The following is a 19,116-nucleotide window of genomic DNA, read 5'->3' as shown; positions in this document are numbered from 1 at the left end:
CAATATAATGAACAGGCGTTCGCCATGCAGCGGGAACAGACCAGCAAGAAGCGCAGAAGGGAACGCGAGTTTCGGTTCCGGCGCTCCGAAATCCTCGACACGGCGGAGAAGCTGTTCTCCGCAAGGGGATTCCACGGGACGACCATGGCGGACATCGCCGCCTCGTCCGGATTTTCCATCGGGGGCCTCTACCAGTTTTTCAGCGGCAAGGAACATCTGTACTCCACCATGGTCGAGGAGAAAGTCCGGCTGATGTACGACGGGATCATGGACGCCGTCGACCGGGAAACGTCCATCGAGGGACGGATCCGGGCCCTCGTGATCGCGCACTTCACCTACGTCGAGCATCACGTCGACTTCTACCGCCTGCTGGTCGGCCACGAAAGCGGCCTGCGCTCCGAAGGCCTCCGGACGCTCAGGCACAAGATCCTCGAGGAACACCGCAGACATGTCGCCCGGATCGAGGGGCTTCTGCGGGACGGCATCCGGCGGCGCGTCCTGCGGCGCATGAACACGGCATCCCTGGCCAACGCCCTCATCGGCATCATCGCCTACTTCAAGTTTGCATGGATCATGAACCCCGGCGGGACGTCCCTGACGGCGACGGTGGACGATGTCCTCGAGCTGTTCTTCCGGGGCGCCGCCCCGGCCCCGGGTGCCGGGGCCGGCATCCGCCGGTCGGCGGACAAAACCGCTCGTCAGGAGGCGAAATGAAAGGGTTGTGCGTACGGGCGGTCGCGGCCGGCCTCGTGCTCCTTGTCGGGAGCGGGGCGGCAGCGGCGGAATACTCGCTGGAGGACCTCTACCGCATCGGGATGCAGCAATCGGAGAAGATCCGCGTGTCCGGCGAGAACGTGCAGATCGCCGAGACCGGCAGGCTCAAGGCCCTCTCGGCGCTGTTGCCGAGGGCGACGGTCTTCGGGACACACACGAACTACACCGACGATAAGCGAAACGCCGCGGGCTCCCTCATCCAGCCCGACCGCCAGAGCGTCTGGGGGGCGCGGATCGACGAGACCCTGTCGCTGAGCGGGCGGGAGTTCACGAACTATTCGCTGGCCGGGGACGGCGTGGAGAAGAGCCGTTACGATTACCGGAACTTCCAGGAGGAATTCCTCCTGGCCGTTTCGCTGGCCTACTTCGACTTCATGAAGGCCCGCAAGGGTCTCGAGATTGCCGACTCGAACGTGGAGAGGCTGACCCGGTACCGGGAAGCGGCCCGGACGCGCCTCAAGGCGGGGGAGGTCACGAAGACGACGGTCCTGAGGGCCGAGGGCGAGCTCTCGGGGGCCCTGTCCGACCAGATCAAGGCCCGGAACGCCTACGAGAGCGCAAGGGTGCTCCTGGCGCGCCTCGTCGGGATCGAGCGGGATTTCCAGGTCCGGGAAGTCCCCGTCACGGAGAGGGACGAGGCGGACCTGGAGGCGCTGAAGGACCGGGCACTCAAGTCCCGACCCGACGTCAAGAGCGCCGAGATGCAGGTCCGGATCGCGGAGAAGCAGATCGCAGTGAGCCGCGGTGCGTACTGGCCCTCCGTGAGCGTGGCCGGCGTATACACGTCGACGGAGCAGAGCCCCGAGACGGCCTCCTACAACAGGGAGAGCGCCTACGGGGCCGTGACGCTGAACGTCCCGGTCTTCGAGGGGGGCCTGCGGCGCGCGGAGGTGCGCGAGTCGGAATCGAAGTACCGGCAGGCCGAGCTGCAGTACCGCGATTTCGTGAAGACCGTCAACGTGGAAGTGGAGAACACCTGGCTCGACCTCATCGCGCAGAAGGGGATCTACAAATCCGCCCAGGACCAGCTGGCCTGGGCAGAGGACAACTTCCGGGCCGTGACGAAGCAGTTCGAGTTCGGCCTCGCAAGCAGCCTCGACGTCATCGACGCCAACAACCTGCTCATCTCGGCCCAGAAGCTCATGGCCGACGCGACCTACAACTACCAGTTTTCCATCCTGCGCCTGCAGCGGGTCACGGGAACGCCCCTGATGCACTACCTGGCCGGCGCGGCGGCTGAACGCGGGAAACCCTAGAACCGGAGGCACCGAACCCCATGCCCATGCGACTGCATTCCCTCTTCACGAGCACCCCTCGAATCCGGGCGGCGTCGGCCGCGTGTCTGGCCCTCGCAATCGGCTGTTTTTCCTCCTGCGGCAGCAAGGAGGCGAAAGTCATCGAGGAAAGGGCCTTCAACGTGCAGGTCCAGAGCGTGCAGGTGAAGGCCCTGCGTCCCTTCATCGAGGCCGTCGGGACGCTCAAGGCCTACGAGCAGGTCGTCATCTCGAGCGAGATCGAGGGGATTTTGAAGACCACGAACGTCGAGGAGGGCGTCTTTGTGCCGAAAGGGGCCGTGCTCGCCCTGATCGACGACCGGGACTACGCCAGCGAGCTTCGGAGGGTCGAGTTCGCCCTGAAGCAGGCCGAGGCGACCCTCGTCAACGCCAGGGCGGAGTTCGGCCGCAAGGAGGCCCTCTACAAAGAGGAGCTTGTCACCAAGCAGCAGTTCGACGACGTGGCCACGAGGCTGGCCGTCGCCGATGCGGAGGTCGAGCGTTCCAAGGCGGCCCTGGCCATCGCGAAGGAGCGTTATGCCAAGACGAGGATCCTGGCCCCCATGGCCGGCTGGATCAGCGAGAAAAAGATCTCCCAGGGCGAGTACGTCCGCAACGGGACCCCGCTCTACACCCTCGTCCAGATCGATCCGCTCAAGCTCTTTTTCACGGTCTCCGAAAAAGACATCGGGAAACTCAAGGTCGGGCAAGACGTCCAGTTCCGGGTGGATGCCTACCCGGACAGGGAATTCACGGGCAGGGTGTCGATCCTCTACCCGACGCTCGACGAGAGGACCCGCAGCCTCACGGTCGAGGCCCGCGCCGCGAACCCGCAGCGGCTCCTCAAGCCCGGACTTTTCGCGAAGGTCATCCTCTACACCGCCGAGGCGAGGGACACGGTCGTCATCCCCGTGACGTCCATGCTCTACGAGGGGCAGAATGTGAAGGTGTTCATCGTGGAGGGCGACCGGGCCCGGGAGCGGATGGTGAAGCTGGGGAACAAGTACGATGACCAGATGGAGGTGGTCGAGGGGCTCAAGGGCGGAGAGACCCTTGTCGTCGCGGGCCAGCAGAACCTCGCCGAAGGAGCGAAAGTGAATGTGGCTCGCTGACACCTCCATCAAGCGCCCCGTCTTCGCGACCATGTTCCTCATGGCCCTGGTGGTCCTGGGCATCGTGAGCTACCCGTCCATCGGGGTCGACCTGTACCCGAAGGTGGACTTCCCCATCGTCAACGTCACGACGCGGCTCAAGGGTGCAAGCCCCGAGATCATGGACATCGACGTGACGGACAAGATCGAGGAGGCCATCAACACGATCAACGGTGTCAAGACCATCGCCTCGACGAGCACCGAGGGGGTTTCCGTCGTCACCGTCGAGTTCGTCCTGGAGCGCAACATCGACCTTGCCGTGCAGGACGTCCGGGAGAAGGTCTCCACGATCCGGGCGAAACTTCCCACGGACATCGACGAGCCCATCATCGAGAAGGTGGACCCCGACGCAACCCCGGTCCTGTGGCTGAGCCTCTCCGGCAACCGGTCCGTTGGGGAGCTGTCGACGTATGCCGACGAGGTGCTGAAGGAGCAGCTCCAGAAGGTCCCCGGCGTGGGCGCCATCAACCTCAGCGGCCTGCGGCTCAGGCAGGTGAGAATCTGGCTCGACCGGGACAAGCTGAGGGCCTACCAGGTCACGGCGTCGGACGTGTTCCAGGCCTTGGCCCGGGAGAACGTGGAGCTGCCCGGCGGGCGCATCGAGAGCACCTCGAAGGAATACTCCGTCAAGGTCAAGGGGGAATTCGCAAGGGCGCAGGACTTCAACGACCTGATCGTCGCCTACTTCCGCGGCGCCCCTGTCCGCATCCGGGACATCGGCCGCGCCGAGGACGGCCTCGAGGAGCGCCGCTCCATCGCGCGGCTCAACGGCATGCCGGCCGTGGGGCTGGGCATCCAGAAACAGTCGGGGACGAACACCGTCGAGGTCGTCGACCTCGTCAAGAAGGAGCTCAAGAAGCTCGAGAGGACCTTCCCGCCGGGGATGAACATCAGCGTCTCCTTCGATCAGTCGCGGTTCATCAAGACCTCCATCAACGAGGTGCAGAACCACCTGATCATCGGAGGCCTGCTGGCCGTGCTGGCGGTCTTCCTCTTCCTGCGCAACGTCCGGACGACGCTCATCAGCGCCCTGGCGCTGCCGATCTCGGTGATCTCGACCTTCTTCCTCATCCATCTCTTCGGCTTCACCTTCAACAACATGACCATGCTGGGGCTGACCCTCTCCATCGGCATCCTCATCGACGACGCCATCATCGTCATCGAGAACATCTACCGCCACATCGAGGAGGGGATGAAGCCCCGCGAGGCGGCCCACTTCGCAACGGCGGAGATCGGGCTCGCGGTCATGGCCACCACGATGGCCATCGTGGCCATCTTTCTGCCCGTGGCCTTCATGAAGGGGATCATCGGGCGCTTCTTCCTGCAGTTCGCACTCACCGTCGTCTTCGCCGTGCTCGTCTCGCTGCTCGTCTCGTTCACGCTGACCCCCATGATGTCGTCGCGGTTCCTGAAACGGCACGACAGGGAAGGCGGCGCCGCGCACACGGGGTGGATGTCCTGGTTCCGGCGGGCGGGGGACCGGCTCGAGGCCTGGTATGCCGCGACGGAGAGCCTCTACCGGAAGATCCTCGTCTTCTGCCTGGACAGGCGCAACGCGGTCCTCATCGGAGCCGTCGTGGTCTTCGCGGTGAGCCTCTGGATGACACGCTTTCTCGGCAAGGAGTTCGTCCCCCCCGAGGACCAGAGCCAGTTCATCGTCCGCCTCGAGGCCCCGGTGGACTACTCCGTCGACGCGACAGACCAGCTCTTCCAGAAGGCCGAGACGATCGTCAAGGAGGTCCCCGAGATCATCCGGCTCTACTACTCGCAGGGCGGCGGCAGGATCCGGCAGGTCAACCGGGCCGTCTTCTTCATCACGCTCTCCCCGAAGAAGGAGCGCAAGCGCAGCCAGCAGGACATCATGGCCGACATCCGCAAGCGGCTCCTGCAGGTCCCGGGGCTCAAGGCGACGGCGGAGAACATCTCGCTCATCGGCGGGGGGCAGCGCAACGTCCCCATCCAGTATGCGATCCGCGGGACGGACCTCGAGGCGCTCCAGCGCTACGCGAAGACGATCACGTCGGAGTTTGCGAAACTGCCCGGGGTCGTCGACGTGGACACCTCGCTCGAGGCGGGCAAGCCCGAGGTCAAGGTGTACATCGACCGGGACAAGGCCGCCGACCTGGGCGTCAACATCGCCACCATCGCCGAGGCCGTCAATTTCCTCATCGGCGGCGAGGTGGACGTGACCAAGTACAAGGACGAGAAGAAGGGCCGCCGCTACGACGTGCGGGCGCGTCTGGAACCCGAGGACCGCATGAACCCCGAAGACGTGGGGAAGATCTATGTCCGCTCAAAGGACGGCAGGCTCGTGGAACTCTCGAACGTGATCCGGATCGTCGAGGGCGGCGGGCCGAGCGTCATCAACCGCGTCGACCGTCAGCGGGCCATCACGGTCTACGCCAACCTCGAGAGGAAGCCCATGGGTCAGGCCATGGCCGAGCTCGACGCCATCACGGCCGGGGTGATCCCGTCGGACTTCTCGGCCAGCTACAAGGGACAGGCGAGCGTCATGCAGGAGTCCTTCCAGTACCTGCTGTTCGCCATCATCCTGGGCGTCATCCTGGCCTACATGGTCCTGGCATCCCAGTTCGAGAGTTTCATCCACCCCTTCACGGTCCTCCTCTCGATGCCCCTGTCCTTTATCGGGGCCTTCGGTGCCCTGATGCTCACGGGCAAAACGCTCAATGTCTTCAGCTACATCGGGCTCATCCTGCTCATGGGGCTCGTCAAGAAGAACGCCATCCTTCTCGTGGACTACACAAACACCCTGCGGGCCCGCGGCGTCGGGCGCCGCGAGGCCATCCTGGAGGCGGGGCCGGTGCGGCTGCGGCCGATCCTGATGACGACCTTCGCCATGATCCTGGGCATGCTGCCCGTCGCGGCCGGCCTCGGCGAGGGCTCCGAGACCCGCTCGCCCATGGGGGTGGCCGTGATCGGGGGGCTGCTGACGTCGCTGTTCCTGACGCTCGGGGTCGTCCCGGCGGCCTACGATCTCTTCGACGACGGGCAGGAGTGGCTGAAGCGGAAGGAGTACCGGAAGCTCGCCAAGAGGGAGTACTGGAGGGCGCGGGCCGAACAGCTGCCGGGCATGCTCCGGAAAGCGGCCCGCCTGCCCGGGGCCGCGTTTGCAGCGGCGGCGAAAGCCCTCAAACGCGCCGGGAGGCCGACGCACGGCCGGGGCTGACGGCTCCGGAGGCGCTGCAAGCCGGCAGAGAAGGGAGAGAGGCCATGAAGATGTTTCTCATCGTCTACTGCGACGCGGCCGACGAGGACGTCATCGACGCCTTCAAGAAGGGCGGCGTCCGGGCCTACACGAAGATGCGTGAGGTGCGGGGGGAGGGGACCGAAACGGAGCCGAAGCTGGGAACCCACTGCTGGCCCGGCAAGAACAACGCCCTGTTCATCGCCGCGAGCGACGAAGAGGTGGCCCGGATCAAGGAGGCCATCCTCGAGATCCGGAAATCCCACCCGCGCTCCGGCGTCAAGGGCTTCATCCTGCCCATGGAGGAGAGCGTCTAGGCCGGCCCCTTCTCGACGCAGGCGTAGGCGCTGTGGTTGTGGATGCTCTCGATGTTCTCGGCCTCCACGCTGTACCAGGTGAAGTTCGGGTCGCGGTTGAGCTTCACGGCCACGGAACGGACCACGTCCTCGACGAACATGGGGTTGGCGTGGGCCGCCTCCGTCACGTGCTTCTCGTCGACGCGCTTGAGCAGGGAGTAGACCTCCCCGCTGGCCGATCCCTCCACGAGGCTGATCACGTCCTCGATCCAGAAGAACTTCCTGAAGCGGACCCGGACCGTCACGATGCTGCGCTGGTTGTGGGCCCCGAGGCTGCTCATCTCCTTGGAGCAGGGACAGACGGTCGTCACGGGGACCGAGACGCCCACGAGGAAATCCGTCTTTTCCCCGTCGTTTGTCCCCGTGAACGAGCAGCGGTAGTCCATCAGGCTCCGCGCCCCGGAGACCGGGGCGCGCTTCTCGATGAAGTAGGGGAACTCGATCTCCATGTGCGCCGACTTGGCGTTGAGCTTTTCGCGCATCTTGAGGAGGATCTTTTCGAAGCTGCGGATGTTGATCTGACCCCGGTACTCGTTGAGGATCTCGATGAACCGGCTCATGTGCGTGCCCTTGAACTGGTGGGGCAGGTCGACGTACATGCTGACGGTCGCATTGACGTGCTGGATGCCGTTGGCCCGGTCCTGCACGATGATGGGGTACTGGATCCCCTTGACGCCGACCTTGCGGATGTCGATCTTCCGGCGGTCGCGGCGGCTCTGCACGTCGATCATCGCCCCTCCCCCGTGTAGCGCACGCGGGCGCTGTCCGACTCCCAGACCGTCACCTCGGCAAGGCGTGCGGCGTGCCCCTGCATGCGGGCCGCGATGCGCTCGAAGAGATACCGCGCCACGCGCTCCGATGTCGCGCAATCCCCCGAGAAGGCGGGCAGATCGTTGAGGAACTTGTGATCGAGTTCGTCGAGCGCCTCCGCAGTCCATCTCTTGAGGTCCCGAAAGTCCACGAGGAGCCCCTCGGGGCTCAGTTCACGGCCTTCCACGGTGACATCGACCCTGAAGTTGTGGCCGTGAAGGTCCTCGCACTTGCCCCCGATCTTCAGGGCGTGTGCGGCAGAAAAGCTCTTCGTGACGGTGACGCTGAACATGACGGGTCCTTTTCCGGATGCGGAGTCGTGACGGTGTTATATCACATTTCGCACGCGGTGCGCAAAACGTGCCGGGCCGGACGCACGGCAGGATCATCCCGGTCGGTGCCCGCTTTGCGGAACTACGAAATCTTTCGTACGACCGCTCAGGAATCCGTCGTAGACCCAGGGGGTGAAAAATCACCTCCCCGTCGTATTGCCATTTCCCCTCGCGGGCGGTAGGATGACAGGCAAGTTCAGAGCCGGCGGGACGTGCAGGGGAGGAGGGTTTCGTGAAACCGCTGAAGACCATCGACGATCTGATCCGGGAAAAGGGATTGACGGCGGAGGAGCTGGAACGGCACCGGGAGCTCATCGAGGAGTGCCGCGCCCGGGAGGCCCAGCTGAGGGAGTATTCCCGGGCGACCCGCGCGAGCATGCAGAAGATGACGGAAGAGCTCGATAAGCTGAACCGGACGGCGGAAGAGCTCTGGCAGGAGGCCCAGCGGCTCTCCCGGCGGGTCAGCGGGATCTACCTGCACGTGACCCCGGCGAAGAAGGTCTACCACTGACCCAGAGCGGGCTGCCGGCCTGAGGGACGGGATCCGTCAATCCAGGCAGGCCGTGATGTCCGAGGCCCGCTCGAGGATCAGATCGGCGCCGGCCTCCTGCAGATCGAAGGCGTCGGAGTAGCCCGTCAGGACCCCGACGGACAGCGCACCCACTTCCTTCCCCACCCGGATGTCCATGGGGTGATCCCCGACCATGGCGGACGTCGCGGGCCCCTCGTTCAGGATTCTCAACACCGTGCGGATGTGATCGGGGTGGGGCTTGACCCGCTCCGTGTCGTCCCGTGTCACCACGGCCTCACTGTAGTCCCCGATGTCGGGGAAAACGGCCCTGACCGCCTCGACGCAATTACGCGTCAGGACGCCCCTCTTGATCCCGCGGCGCTTCAATTCCACCAGCATCTCCCTGACGCCCGGGAACAGCGTACTGCGCGCAGCCCCCGCCAGTTCCCGGTCGGTCACCAGCTTCAGCGCGCGCTCGGAGAAGACGCCCTCCTGACCGGGATGCAGACGCCCGATCCGACGGCGCGTCTCCGCGATCATCTCGAGCACGAAGAGCCTCTCCATGCCGTCTTCCGCGATCCCGTAGGAGGCGGCCAGGCCGAGAATGTCCCTTCGCATCTCCCGGAAGTCGATGTTCAGGAGAGCAAGCGTACCGTCGAAGTCGAAGACGACGGCTTTGAGGGTCAGCGCGCGGCGATGCATGGTGTCAGCCTTGTCTCACGGCGAGGTCGGCCCGTGGTTGCCCGTCGCATACTCCGGCCGGAGGAACTTGCGGATCACGCGGTTCGGGTTGACCTCGGGCAGGGTGAACCCGAAGACGATCGCGAGGAACTTCAGGACGATGGACAGGGTGGCGCCCCAGAGAATTTCCTCGTGCCCGCCCGGCGGCGTGTAGAGAAAACAGGGGAAGTTCCGCACGGGCTCCACCTCGTGACGGAAGGGCAGGGCGGACTCGATCTCGACGGTCAGCGTGCCGTACCGCTCCCTGTCGAACAGGGCCGCAAGCGGCACCTCGATGACCCGCTCCACCTCCCGGTTGGGCCGGAAAGACCAGTCTCTCTTCACGAGCCCCACGACGGGGAAGATGACGCGGGAGAAGACGTAGAGCTCCTGCGAGGGCAGCGGCCCGAGGAAACGGACGTTGAGCGGGTTGATCCGGACCTCCTCCCAGGCCTCCCGCAGGGCGTTGGTCAGAAAGAGGCTGATGTGATCCAGGGCTTTGCCCCCGCGCGCCTTCGCCAGTGACCGGGGCCTGCCCTGCAGGATCGGCGTGAGCCCCGACGCGACCAGGCACCGCAGCACGCGGTCCGTCTTCGGGTCCAGCATGCCGCCCGGGCAGCTCAGGTCGCCGGGCTGCGGAACGAGGGAGGAGCGCTTGATGAGCTGCAGCACGAACCCGCGGCTCTCCCCGGCCCCCATGCGGTGGTGAAGCAGGAGGATCACGCCGGCGGCAAGCCAGGGGTCGGGGGACCCGTTGCGGCTTCGGATGAAGTCGACCCGCTCCTCGTAGTCGAGGGGGACACGGCCCAGGCGATCGATGATGAGCTCGATGACCCTATCGGGGTCCGTCAGATCGGGGATCGGCATTCCACACTCCCACAACAAGCCCATATACCATTTCCGCCTCCTCATCAAGCCGCTTCCCTGCGCGCCGACGCAAAAGGCGCGGCGGGTTCAGTCTTCTCCCGACGCGCGCCGCACGGCGTCCTCGAGGACATCCTCGAACCACACCCGGAGACGCAAATCCTGGAGGAACCCGCAGTGACCCCCGTATCGCTCGACGAGCACCCGGAGACGATCGTTTCCCCGAAGGGTGCGGAAATCCTCGACGGGGATGACGGGATCGTCCTCGGAAGCAAGGATCGTGACGTCGAGGGGCAGGCGCGAGAAATCCGCTCCGGTGAGGGTGTAGGTCCGGAAATACTCGAGGACGTCCCGGAAGGGGGTGTAGCGCGGGATGACGCGCTCGGTGATCGCCATGCAGCTCTTGAGGCCCATCACGTCGCCGAAATCGTACAGACCCGGGAACAGCCGCTGCTTGATACCGAGCGAGCGCTTCCACTTGCGCACGAAATAGTCGCGGTAGATGAAGAGACCGCCGTCGATGGCATGGGTGGCTTTCAACGGGTCCAGGACGGGGCTCACGGCGATGATGCTCCTGAGATTGCCGGCTTGGCCGGGGGCAAGCCGCAGGGCGATCCGAAGGCCGAAATTGCCGCCCAGCGAAAACCCGATGAGGTGGCAGGGCCGATCGCTGGCGTTCGCGACGACGTTGAGGACGGCTGCGAGGACCTCCTCGATCCGGGCGCTGTGGAAGACCCCCTCGTTGAGGTGGTGGCTCGGGCCGTGATCCCTCAGGTTGAGGCGGAAGACGTCATAGCCGCTGAGAAAAAAGCGCCGTCCCGTCGTGAGCATGTACGTCGAATCGGAGCTTCCCTCCCAGCCGTGCAGCAGGATGACGAGGCCGCGGCTTCGGCCCCGGGGCTGGAGCGTTTGAAACCCCAGCAGCCGCACGCCGCCGCCCGCGTCGACGAGCGTTTCCTCGGAGTGCGTGCGCAGCGGGTTGTCCCCCCGGGCGCGGACCCGGAGACTGGCCAGAATCGTCTGCAGGTGGGGGTTGCGGAGCGGGAAGACAGGCGAGAAGGTCCTCTGCGGAATTGCGCGAGTGGATATCGGGTTCGTCATGGCCGAATCGCCGGCTCCCCGACGGGAATCAGGTAAAGGGGCCACTCGTCCTTTCCAAGGGCGAGGATGCGATGCACCTCGTCGTCGCGGAAGGCGCCCACGGCCACGGAGCCGAGACCCAGGGCCACCGCCTGCAGGTGGATGTTCTGGGCCGCATGCCCTGCCTCCATGTGCACGTAGCGCTCGGCCCGGCTCCCGTAGCGACATTTCGTGCGCTCGTAGACGGCCGAGATCACGACGATGGACGGGGCCCGGGCCACGCAGTTCTGCCCGTGGGCGGCGGCGGCCAGTTGCTCGATCAGATTGCCCGGGACCCTCGGCTCGAGCTGATGCCGTTCCGGGTGATAACGGAACACGCCGTCCGGTGTCACGATGTCGATCTCCAACGGGTAGAGCGCGCCTGCCGAAGGGGCCGTCCTGCCCCCCCAGGACCGGGTCTGCCCGCCGGCGGACCAGAGGATCTGGGCAATTTCCTCCCTGGTCAGCGCCCGCTGCCTGAAATCGCGGACCGACACGCGCTTGGCCATCGTCTCTTCAACGGAAACGGCTCCCTTCCTCTGCGGTTGCGGCAGTGCAATCAATTGGCGCTCTCCCTTTCCCGCGCTCCCGACCCGCTCAGCCCCCGGGACCGGCGCGGGAAACGCGAACACCGCGAGCGCGGCGAAGGCGGCGGCCAGGCCCGGCCACCGGGTGCGACGTGGGGACGGCAGGCGGTCTTGCATGGCCATGAGATACCAAAAAAGAGGCCCCTTTCAAATATCTTTTTCCCGTGTGGTATAATCCGACCCGGTGATGATCCACGACGGGCAGGACACAGGCGGGAAAAAGAGGCCGGAAGGGCGCTACTGGCGCCATGCCGTAGGGTGGCCCCTGCTGCTGCTCGGCATCGCCGGGCTGGCGCTGCCTTTCCTCCAGGGGATTCTCTTCATCGTCATCGCCCTGACCATCCTCGCCCCCGAGGTGCCCCTGTTGAGGCGGCTGCTAGAAACCCTTCGAAAGCGCTACCCTGCCGCGTTCGAGAAGGCCTCCGCGATCTGGGAGGACCTGAAACGGCGGTTCGGTCAACGGTGAGCGTCGCGGGTCGTTCATGCAAAAGGGCCTTGAATCCTTTAGGGTTCGATGCTAAAGAATCGGCTCCGGCGAGCGCCGGCGAGGAGCAACAGGATGAAGAAGACGATCGGGATTGCACTGGGTATCCTTCTGTTCGCTGCGGCCGTATGCACCTCCGTCACCGAGGCGCAGCAGGTAAAGAGAATCGCCATCCTTCCCTTCACGGTCAACAGCAGCGAGAACATCAACTACATCCGCGACGGGATCTGGGACATGCTCATCTCCCGCACGACCGTCAGCGGGAAGACGGACGTCGTGAGCAAGACGGCCGTGCTCGAGGCTCTCGGCAAGGCGCAGGGCAGGGAGCTCGCACAGGCCGACGTGTCGGCGATGGGCAAGAGGCTCGGTGCCGACTACGTGGTCTGGGGCAGCATCACCAAGATCGGCGACAGCCTGAGCCTGGACGGAAAACTGCTCGACGTGGCCTCGGGCCAGTCCCCGGTGACCCTCTACGAGCAGACACGCGGCATGAACGAGGTGATCCCCAAGATCGGCGATTTCTCACAGAGAATCCGCTCCCATGTCGCAGGGGAGACCCCGGCTGTGACAGCAGCGCCGACGGCGGCCCCGGCCGCACCGGCCGCCGCCGCTACGGCAGCAGGGGCCGTCGCAGGAACGGCAGCCGCCGCAGGGGCTGGGCAGAGCCCGGAGACGGACATCGTGACGGGCATGCGAAAAGGGAAGACGACCTACACGGGGATCATCAACCCGGACTTCATCACCTCTTCACAGCCCGTGGGCCAGAAGGGCTTCTGGATGAGCCCCAAGTACTCCGCCGAGTTTCGGAGCCTCGACATCGGCGACGTCAACGGCGACGGCCTGAACGAGATCGTCGTCGCCGATGTCAACAATATCACCATCTACCAGAAAAAGGGCCAGGAATTCAGGGTGCTCAAGAAGATCCAGGGAGGCCAGCACGAGAGCTACGTCGGGGTGGACATCGCCGATATCAACGGCAACGGGACCCCCGAGATCTTCGTGACGAGCATCAACCGCCAGAGGATCGAGTCGTTCGTCATCGAATACCGCAACGGGAACTACGAGATCATTGCTAGGAACCTGCCGTTCATGATGCGGGCGATCAACACCTCGGGCCAGACGAGGCTGCTCGGGCAGATGCTGGCCTTTGGATCGGGCAAGCAGGAGAACCCCTTCATCAACCCCATCCATCTCGTCGTGTGGGAAGACGGAAAGTACCGCCTGGGCGAGCAACAAAAAATTCCCCAAGGCCTGTCGGTCTACGGGCTGACCCTGGATTCCGTGGACGGCACGGGGGTCGAGAGGGTCATCACCTACGACGAGAACGACCATCTCCGGATTTACGAGAAGACCAACAAGCTCCTGATCCACCTGCAGTCGTTCCGGGGCGCCAGCGAGCTGATCTGGAGAAGCGACGAGCCCTTCGGCGGGAGCAACACCTCGTTCGCTCCCGCCTTCGCGGCCGGTACGCGAAGCATGTCGGACGCACCGGACCTGATCTTCATGAACCCCCGGATCCATGCCTACGATCTCAACAAGACCGGCAAGAGGAACTTGATCGTCTACAAGAACATCAGCGGCCTCGGCCGGGTCATGAGGAACTTGCAGCTCTTCACGTCGGCCGAGGTGTACAACCTCGAATGGGACGGGCTCGGCCTTGCCGAGGTGTGGCGGACGAGGAGAATCAGCGGATACGTGGCGGACTACCAGATCAAGGATATCGACAACGACGGCCAGGACGAGATCGTGCTCGCGCTGGTGCTGTCCGTAGGCCCCACGATCAAGACGAACAGCTGCCTGGTGGCGTACAGGCTGACGCCAGAGGCGAAGTAGCCCCCGACGGCCGACCGACGCGGGATGCTTGACAATTCGGGGAAAGTAGGGTAATAACGTCACTCCTTTTCCAGGCGGCGTAGCTCAGTCGGTTAGAGCATGCGGCTCATATCCGCAGTGTCCGGGGTTCAAGTCCCTGCGCCGCCACCAGAAACCGAAGGCCCGGCCCGCCGCCGGGCTTTTTCTTTGGCGGGACCCCCGCTGCGATGCCCTGTCCCCCAGCAGGCGCCACGGAGGTTCGGCGTCGGAAGGGATGGACGTGGAACCGGATTTTGATTGCCAAGCGATCGACACCGTGCTTTTCGATTTCGGTGGCGTCCTGGCCGACGAGGGCTTTCGGAACGGGCTGGCCGCAATCGGCCGGCTGAGCGGCGCAGACGAGGATGCGGTCGTCCGCAAGGGGCACGAACTGGTCGTGACGACCGGCTACGTCACGGGAAGGGGGACCGAGCAGAGCTGGTGGGAGGCCCTGCGCGCGGAAACGGGCATCCGCGGCACCGCGGAAGCATTGCGCGGCGAGATTCTCGGCCGGTTCGCACTCAGGCCCCGGATGCTCGACATGGCACGGCGACTGCGGGACCGGGGCATCACCACGGGCATCCTGAGCGACCAGACGAACTGGCTGGATGAGTTGGACCGTCGGCACGGCCTCTACGGGCTCTTCGACTTCGTCTTCAACAGCTACCACATGGGAAAGAGCAAGCACGACCCGACGCACTTCGACGACGTCCTCAGACTGCTCAACCGGCAGGGTCGGCAGGTGCTGTTCATCGACGACACCGCGGCCCACATCGAAAGGGCACGGCAGCGGGGGTGGGCGGCCACCCGGTTTCAGGACGAAGGGGACGTGCTCCGGACGCTGACCGCTCTGTGCAAGGGGGCACAGTCATGGGCGTGAACCGGAGAAAAATCTGGATTCCGTCCGATTCGGCGTGGTAACATCGCCCCCGGTTTTCGACCGAACATCCACTCATCGAGGCGTCATGATCCCGAGATACTCGCGCAAGGAAATGGAGGCCATCTGGAGCCCCGAAAACCGGTTCCGGACATGGCTCGACATCGAACTGCTCGTCTGCGAAGCCCTGGCCGCAAAGGGGGAGATCCCCCGCAAGGCGCTTCGGACCATCCGGGCGAAGGCCGGATTCGACGTGGCACGGATCGACGAGATCGAGCGGACCGTCAAGCACGACGTGATCGCCTTCCTGACCAGTGTCGCCGAGCATGTGGGACCCGATTCCCGGTATATCCACATGGGTCTCACGTCCTCGGACATCCTCGACACGTCGCTGGCCGTCCTGCTGAAGGAGGCCTCGGGCATTCTCCTGGCGGGCATCGACCGCCTGCTGGCCATCCTGAAAAAGAAGGCCCTGCGCTACAAGAAGACGCTCATGATCGGCCGGACCCACGGGATCCACGCGGAGCCGGTGACCTTCGGCCTGAAGATGGCCCTGTGGTACCAGGAGATGGAGAGAAACCGCGAGCGCCTGGTCCGGGCCCGGGATGCCGTGGCCTGCGGAAAGATCTCGGGGGCCGTGGGGACCTTCGCCTTCGTCGATCCCGGCGTCGAGGAGCACGTGTGCCGCAAACTCGGCCTGAGGCCCGAACCCGTGGCGACCCAGATCGTCCAGCGCGACCGCCATGCCGAGTTCTTCGCAACGCTCGCCCTCATCGCCTCGTCGCTCGAGAAGTTTTCCACAGAGATCCGCCACCTCCAGCGCACGGAGGTGCGCGAGGCGGAGGAGTACTTCTCACCGGGGCAGAAGGGTTCCTCCGCCATGCCCCACAAGCGCAACCCCGTCCTGTCGGAGAACCTGTCGGGCCTCGCGCGGCTGATGCGGGGCTATGCCCTGGCGGCCTTGGAGAACATCGCCCTATGGCACGAGCGCGACATCAGCCACTCGTCGGTGGAGCGGGTCATCGCGCCCGATGCGACGATCCTGCTGGACTTCATGCTGCACCGGTTCTCGGGGCTCGTGGAGAACCTCGTCGTCTACCCCGAGCGAATGATGGAGAACATCCGCCTGACCCGGGGGGTCATCTTCTCGCAGCAGGTTCTGCTGAAGCTCATCGAGAAGAAGATGACCCGGGAGCAGGCCTACGCCGTCGTCCAGGACAACGCCATGCGGGCCTGGCAGGAGGGGCTCGAGTTCAAGGATTTGCTGCTGGCCGACGAACGGGTCCGTTCCGTCATCGACAGGAAGGAGATCGAGGCGGTCTTCCGGCTTGAAAACTTCCTGGAGCACGTGGATTACATCTTCGAGCGGGCCTTCGGGAGAAAACGGGGAAGAAGCTGAGAAGTTCAGAAGTTCAGAAGATTCGAAAAAGGGCGTCTTTTCCAGGCTTCCCAACTTCGCAACTTCCCAACTTCCCAACTTCCCAACTTCCCAACTTCCTCTTTCATCTTCTCACGATCGTGTCGCGCTGCCAGTACCGGTCGTCCCGGTCGGGATAATCCAGGTTGTAGTGCAGGCCCCGGCTCTCCTTGCGCATCATGGCACAGGTGATGATGAGATTCGCCACGACGGAAAGGTTGCGCAGTTCGAGCAGGTCCCGGGTGATCTTGAAGCTCCAGTAGTAATCATGGATCTCCTGGGCGATGAGGTCCATCCTCTTCTTGGCCCTCTCGAGCCGCTTGTTGGAACGCACGATCCCCACGTAATTCCACATGCACCGGCGGATCTCGTCCCAGTTGTGCTCGATCACGATGGACTCGTCGCTCTCCGTCGCGCTGCCGGACTGCCAGTCGGGGATCGGCAGCGTCTCCTCCGGCGCGCCGGGAAGCAGGGCCCTGATCTTCTCGAACACCCTGTGGGCGAACACGACGCATTCCAGCAGGGAGTTGCTGGCCAGGCGGTTCGCCCCGTGGAGGCCCGTGCAGGCCACCTCGCCCGCCGCGAAGAGACGGTCGATGCTCGTCTCCCCGTATTCGTTCACCACGACGCCGCCGCAGAGGTAGTGGGCGGCGGGGACGACGGGGATCGGGTCCCGGGACATGTCGATGCCGTACTGGAGGCAGCGGCTGAAGATGGTGGGAAAGCGCTCCATCAGGTAGCCCCGGTCACGGTGCGTGATGTCGAGAAGCACGAAGTCGTCGCCGGACTTCTTCAGCTCGATGTCGATCGCCCTTGCGACGACGTCCCTCGGCGCAAGGCTCTTGAGCGGGTGGTACTTCTCCATGAAGGTCGCGCCGTTCTTGAGTTTCAGCACGGCCCCCTCGCCGCGGACGGCCTCGCTGATGAGGAAGGATTTTGCCTCGGGGTGGTAGAGGCACGTCGGGTGGAACTGGATGAACTCCATGTTGGCGATGAGCGCCCCCGCGCGCCACGCCATGGCGATGCCGTCACCCGTGGCGATGTCGGGGTTTGTCGTGATGAGGTAGACCTTGCCGGCCCCGCCCGAGGCGAGGACGGTGAAGCGCGCCCGGAATGTGTCGACGCGGTCGTTTTCGATGTCGAAGACGTAGGCGCCGAGGCAGCGGTCCCGCTCCTCCCGGGAAAGGGGCCTGCGGCCCCTGACCTTTGACTCGCGGATGAGGTCGATGGCCAGCGAGTTCTCGTAGATCCGCACGTTTCCGAGGGACCGCGCCTTTTCGAGGAGGGCCCGCTCGATCTCGCGGCCCGTGGAGTCGGCCGCGTGGAGAACCCTGCGGCGGGAATGCCCTCCCTCCTTCCCGAGGTCGTAAGGGGACTGAGGCCCCGATTTCCTCGAGAACTCCACGCCCCACTCGATGAGTTCCTTAATGCGCTCGGGGGCCTCGCGGACGACGAACCGGACCACGTCCTCCCTGCAGAGCCCCGCTCCGGCCCGCAGCGTGTCGTCGATGTGGAGGTCGAAGCTGTCGTCGGTGTCCATGACGGCCGCGATCCCGCCCTGGGCGTAGTTCGTCGTCGACTCCGTGGCGTTCTTCTTCGTGATGACCGCGACGGTGCCCAGCCCGGCGGCCTTGATCGCGAAGCTCAGGCCCGCCAGGCCGCTTCCGATAACCAGAAAGTCCGTCTTGATTTCCATCGTTTGCAGAGCCTCTCGTGCCTTTCTTATACGCGTTTCACGCTTCAAATCAAAGGGAAAATGTGCTAGAGACATGGGCCATGCTGGTGCTCGGAATCGAGTCCTCCTGCGACGAGACGGCGGCTGCCGTGCTCCGGGACGGGCAGGACCTCCTGTCGAATGTCATCGCCTCGCAGATCCGCATCCACGAAACGTACGGCGGCGTCGTCCCCGAGATCGCATCCAGGAAGCACGTGGAGGTCATCGCCCCCGTCGTCCTCGAGGCCCTCGAGAAGGCGGGCGTGACGCTAGAGGCGATCGGGGGGATCGCGGTCACGCGCGGGCCGGGCCTCGTGGGCTCGCTGCTCGTGGGTCTCTCCATGGCCAAGGCGCTGGCCCTGGCCAGGAACATCCCGTTCGTCGGCGTCAACCACCTCGAAGGGCACGTCGCCTCCGCGTTCCTCGCGGAGGAAAAGCCCTCGTTCCCCTTCGTCGCCCTCGTCGTGTCGGGGGGGCACACGAACCTCTACCTCGTGAGGGACTTCGACGACCTGCGCCTGATGGGCCAGACCCGCGACGATGCAGCGGGCGAGGCCTTCGACAAGGCGGCGAAGCTCCTCGACATCGGCTACCCCGGCGGCATCGTCATCGACCGGCTGGCCCGGTCGGGAAACCCGGAGGCCCTGGCCTTCCCGAGATCCATGCGCGAGAGCCTGGAGTTCAGCTTCAGCGGGGTCAAGACGGCGCTGCTGAGCTACCTGAAGAAACGGCACGCCCCGCCGACACAGGACGAGATCCCCGACATCGCGGCCAGCTACCAGGAAGCCATCGTGGACGTCCTCGTGGAGAAGACGCTCCGGGCCGCCCAGATGCAGTCCATCGGGCAGGTGGCGGTCGTGGGTGGTGTGGCGGCCAACAGCCGGCTCCGTGCCCGTTTCGAGGAGGACGCCCGGGCGAGGGGGATCCGGGTCTTCATTCCGCCGCCCGTCTTCTGCACGGACAATGCGGCCATGATCGCCCTCGCGGGGCACCACGCGCTGGTCCGCGGCCGCAGGGACCCTTTCGACCTCAACGCGCTGTCGCGGTGGCCGGTGGACACGCTTTGAGAC

At 64.9% G+C, this 19,116-nt stretch carries 18 protein-coding genes and 1 tRNA gene; 12 read left to right on the top strand and 7 right to left on the bottom strand.

The annotated features are described in order from the left end of the window. Window positions 1-24: 24 nt before the first annotated feature. Genes HPY67_01675 through HPY67_01655 form a run of 5 tightly spaced genes read left to right on the top strand, consistent with a single transcriptional unit; the run spans window position 25 to window position 6,721 of the window. Window positions 25-714, top strand: coding sequence for a TetR/AcrR family transcriptional regulator (locus tag HPY67_01675; protein NPV03428.1), 690 nt, complete (start codon window positions 25-27; stop codon window positions 712-714). Beyond that, the gene (locus HPY67_01670) at window positions 711-2,030 is read left to right on the top strand and encodes a TolC family protein (protein NPV03427.1); all 1,320 of its coding nucleotides are present in this window, start codon (window positions 711-713) and stop codon (window positions 2,028-2,030) included. Before HPY67_01675 ends, HPY67_01670 begins: the two co-directional genes overlap by 4 nt. Window positions 2,031-2,050: 20 nt before the next feature. Then, complete coding sequence (locus HPY67_01665; GenBank protein NPV03426.1) at window positions 2,051-3,160, top strand: efflux RND transporter periplasmic adaptor subunit; 1,110 nt, start codon at window positions 2,051-2,053, stop codon at window positions 3,158-3,160. Next, window positions 3,147-6,386, top strand: coding sequence for an efflux RND transporter permease subunit (locus HPY67_01660; protein ID NPV03425.1), 3,240 nt, complete (start codon window positions 3,147-3,149; stop codon window positions 6,384-6,386). Before HPY67_01665 ends, HPY67_01660 begins: the two co-directional genes overlap by 14 nt. Window positions 6,387-6,430: 44 nt before the next feature. Then, window positions 6,431-6,721 carry a hypothetical protein gene (locus tag HPY67_01655; GenBank protein ID NPV03424.1) on the top strand — a complete coding sequence of 97 codons (291 nt, stop codon included), beginning with the start codon at window positions 6,431-6,433 and terminating at the stop codon, window positions 6,719-6,721. Here the strand turns inward: HPY67_01655 and HPY67_01650 are convergent. Together HPY67_01650 and HPY67_01645 are read right to left on the bottom strand one after the other, a co-directional pair. Beyond that, on the bottom strand, window positions 6,718-7,491 hold the full coding sequence (locus tag HPY67_01650; GenBank protein NPV03423.1) for a GTP cyclohydrolase I FolE2: 774 nt from the start codon (window positions 7,489-7,491) through the stop codon (window positions 6,718-6,720). The genes HPY67_01655 and HPY67_01650 overlap by 4 nt on opposite strands. Further along, entirely contained in the window at window positions 7,488-7,862 is a 375-nt protein-coding gene (locus HPY67_01645; protein NPV03422.1) for a 6-carboxytetrahydropterin synthase, read from the bottom strand. Before HPY67_01645 ends, HPY67_01650 begins: the two co-directional genes overlap by 4 nt. Before the next feature lie 272 nt (window positions 7,863-8,134). On the opposite strand from HPY67_01645, the gene HPY67_01640 reads away from it, so the two are divergent. After that, a complete protein-coding gene (locus HPY67_01640) occupies window positions 8,135-8,413 on the top strand; it encodes a hypothetical protein (protein ID NPV03421.1) in 279 nt (92 codons plus the stop codon). Window positions 8,414-8,449: 36 nt separating this feature from the next. Here the strand turns inward: HPY67_01640 and HPY67_01635 are convergent, their stop codons facing one another. The 4 genes from HPY67_01635 to HPY67_01620 form a co-directional block, all read right to left on the bottom strand. Continuing rightward, complete coding sequence (locus tag HPY67_01635) at window positions 8,450-9,115, bottom strand: HAD family hydrolase (protein NPV03420.1); 666 nt, start codon at window positions 9,113-9,115, stop codon at window positions 8,450-8,452. A gap of 15 nt (window positions 9,116-9,130) precedes the next feature. Next, window positions 9,131-10,000, bottom strand: coding sequence for a CoA pyrophosphatase (locus tag HPY67_01630; protein NPV03419.1), 870 nt, complete (start codon window positions 9,998-10,000; stop codon window positions 9,131-9,133). An 87-nt stretch (window positions 10,001-10,087) separates the two neighbouring features. Then, window positions 10,088-11,098 carry an alpha/beta fold hydrolase gene (locus HPY67_01625; GenBank protein ID NPV03418.1) on the bottom strand — a complete coding sequence of 337 codons (1,011 nt, stop codon included), beginning with the start codon at window positions 11,096-11,098 and terminating at the stop codon, window positions 10,088-10,090. Next, complete coding sequence (locus HPY67_01620; protein NPV03417.1) at window positions 11,095-11,820, bottom strand: SagB/ThcOx family dehydrogenase; 726 nt, start codon at window positions 11,818-11,820, stop codon at window positions 11,095-11,097. The genes HPY67_01625 and HPY67_01620 overlap by 4 nt, the downstream gene beginning before the upstream one ends. Window positions 11,821-11,890: 70 nt before the next feature. On the opposite strand from HPY67_01620, the gene HPY67_01615 reads away from it, so the two are divergent. From HPY67_01615 to HPY67_01595, 5 genes are all read left to right on the top strand, one after another. Then, entirely contained in the window at window positions 11,891-12,169 is a 279-nt protein-coding gene (locus tag HPY67_01615; GenBank protein NPV03416.1) for a hypothetical protein, read from the top strand. A 93-nt stretch (window positions 12,170-12,262) separates the two neighbouring features. Then, the gene (locus tag HPY67_01610; protein NPV03415.1) at window positions 12,263-14,020 is read left to right on the top strand and encodes a hypothetical protein; all 1,758 of its coding nucleotides are present in this window, start codon (window positions 12,263-12,265) and stop codon (window positions 14,018-14,020) included. Between the two features lie 73 nt (window positions 14,021-14,093). After that, window positions 14,094-14,170, top strand: a tRNA-Met gene (locus HPY67_01605). A 109-nt stretch (window positions 14,171-14,279) separates the two neighbouring features. After that, a complete protein-coding gene (locus HPY67_01600) occupies window positions 14,280-14,918 on the top strand; it encodes an HAD family phosphatase (GenBank protein ID NPV03414.1) in 639 nt (212 codons plus the stop codon). An 85-nt stretch (window positions 14,919-15,003) separates the two neighbouring features. Continuing rightward, window positions 15,004-16,314, top strand: a complete 1,311-nt coding sequence (locus tag HPY67_01595) for an adenylosuccinate lyase (GenBank protein NPV03413.1) — start codon at window positions 15,004-15,006, stop codon at window positions 16,312-16,314. A 103-nt stretch (window positions 16,315-16,417) separates the two neighbouring features. On the opposite strand, the gene nadB is transcribed toward HPY67_01595, so the two are convergent. Next, window positions 16,418-18,028: an L-aspartate oxidase gene (nadB, locus tag HPY67_01590; GenBank protein ID NPV03412.1), complete on the bottom strand. Its 1,611-nt coding sequence runs from the start codon at window positions 18,026-18,028 to the stop codon at window positions 16,418-16,420. 80 nt (window positions 18,029-18,108) lie between these two features. On the opposite strand from nadB, the gene tsaD reads away from it, so the two are divergent. After that, entirely contained in the window at window positions 18,109-19,113 is a 1,005-nt protein-coding gene (gene tsaD, locus HPY67_01585; protein ID NPV03411.1) for a tRNA (adenosine(37)-N6)-threonylcarbamoyltransferase complex transferase subunit TsaD, read from the top strand. Window positions 19,114-19,116 lie beyond the last annotated feature (3 nt).

This window comes from Syntrophaceae bacterium (assembly GCA_013177795.1).
GTDB lineage: Bacteria > Desulfobacterota > Syntrophia > Syntrophales > UBA2192 > UBA2192.
The sequence above is the reverse complement of the archived record's forward strand: the minus strand, read 5'-3'. Positions and strand labels throughout refer to the sequence as shown.

Bases quoted from the DNA above. Each gene is read 5' to 3' on its own strand.
- HPY67_01675 (NPV03428.1), top strand. From the start codon at position 25: ATGCAGCGGGAACAGACCAGCAAGAAGCGCAGAAGGGAACGCGAGTTT.
- HPY67_01670 (NPV03427.1), top strand. From the start codon at position 711: ATGAAAGGGTTGTGCGTACGGGCGGTCGCGGCCGGCCTCGTGCTCCTT.
- HPY67_01665 (NPV03426.1), top strand. From the start codon at position 2,051: ATGCCCATGCGACTGCATTCCCTCTTCACGAGCACCCCTCGAATCCGG.
- HPY67_01660 (NPV03425.1), top strand. From the start codon at position 3,147: ATGTGGCTCGCTGACACCTCCATCAAGCGCCCCGTCTTCGCGACCATG.
- HPY67_01655 (NPV03424.1), top strand. From the start codon at position 6,431: ATGAAGATGTTTCTCATCGTCTACTGCGACGCGGCCGACGAGGACGTC.
- HPY67_01650 (NPV03423.1), bottom strand. From the start codon at position 7,491: ATGATCGACGTGCAGAGCCGCCGCGACCGCCGGAAGATCGACATCCGC.
- HPY67_01645 (NPV03422.1), bottom strand. From the start codon at position 7,862: ATGTTCAGCGTCACCGTCACGAAGAGCTTTTCTGCCGCACACGCCCTG.
- HPY67_01635 (NPV03420.1), bottom strand. From the start codon at position 9,115: ATGCATCGCCGCGCGCTGACCCTCAAAGCCGTCGTCTTCGACTTCGAC.
- HPY67_01630 (NPV03419.1), bottom strand. From the start codon at position 10,000: ATGCCGATCCCCGATCTGACGGACCCCGATAGGGTCATCGAGCTCATC.
- HPY67_01625 (NPV03418.1), bottom strand. From the start codon at position 11,098: ATGACGAACCCGATATCCACTCGCGCAATTCCGCAGAGGACCTTCTCG.
- HPY67_01620 (NPV03417.1), bottom strand. From the start codon at position 11,820: ATGCAAGACCGCCTGCCGTCCCCACGTCGCACCCGGTGGCCGGGCCTG.
- HPY67_01615 (NPV03416.1), top strand. From the start codon at position 11,891: ATGATCCACGACGGGCAGGACACAGGCGGGAAAAAGAGGCCGGAAGGG.
- HPY67_01610 (NPV03415.1), top strand. From the start codon at position 12,263: ATGAAGAAGACGATCGGGATTGCACTGGGTATCCTTCTGTTCGCTGCG.
- HPY67_01595 (NPV03413.1), top strand. From the start codon at position 15,004: ATGATCCCGAGATACTCGCGCAAGGAAATGGAGGCCATCTGGAGCCCC.
- nadB (NPV03412.1), bottom strand. From the start codon at position 18,028: ATGGAAATCAAGACGGACTTTCTGGTTATCGGAAGCGGCCTGGCGGGC.
- tsaD (NPV03411.1), top strand. From the start codon at position 18,109: ATGCTGGTGCTCGGAATCGAGTCCTCCTGCGACGAGACGGCGGCTGCC.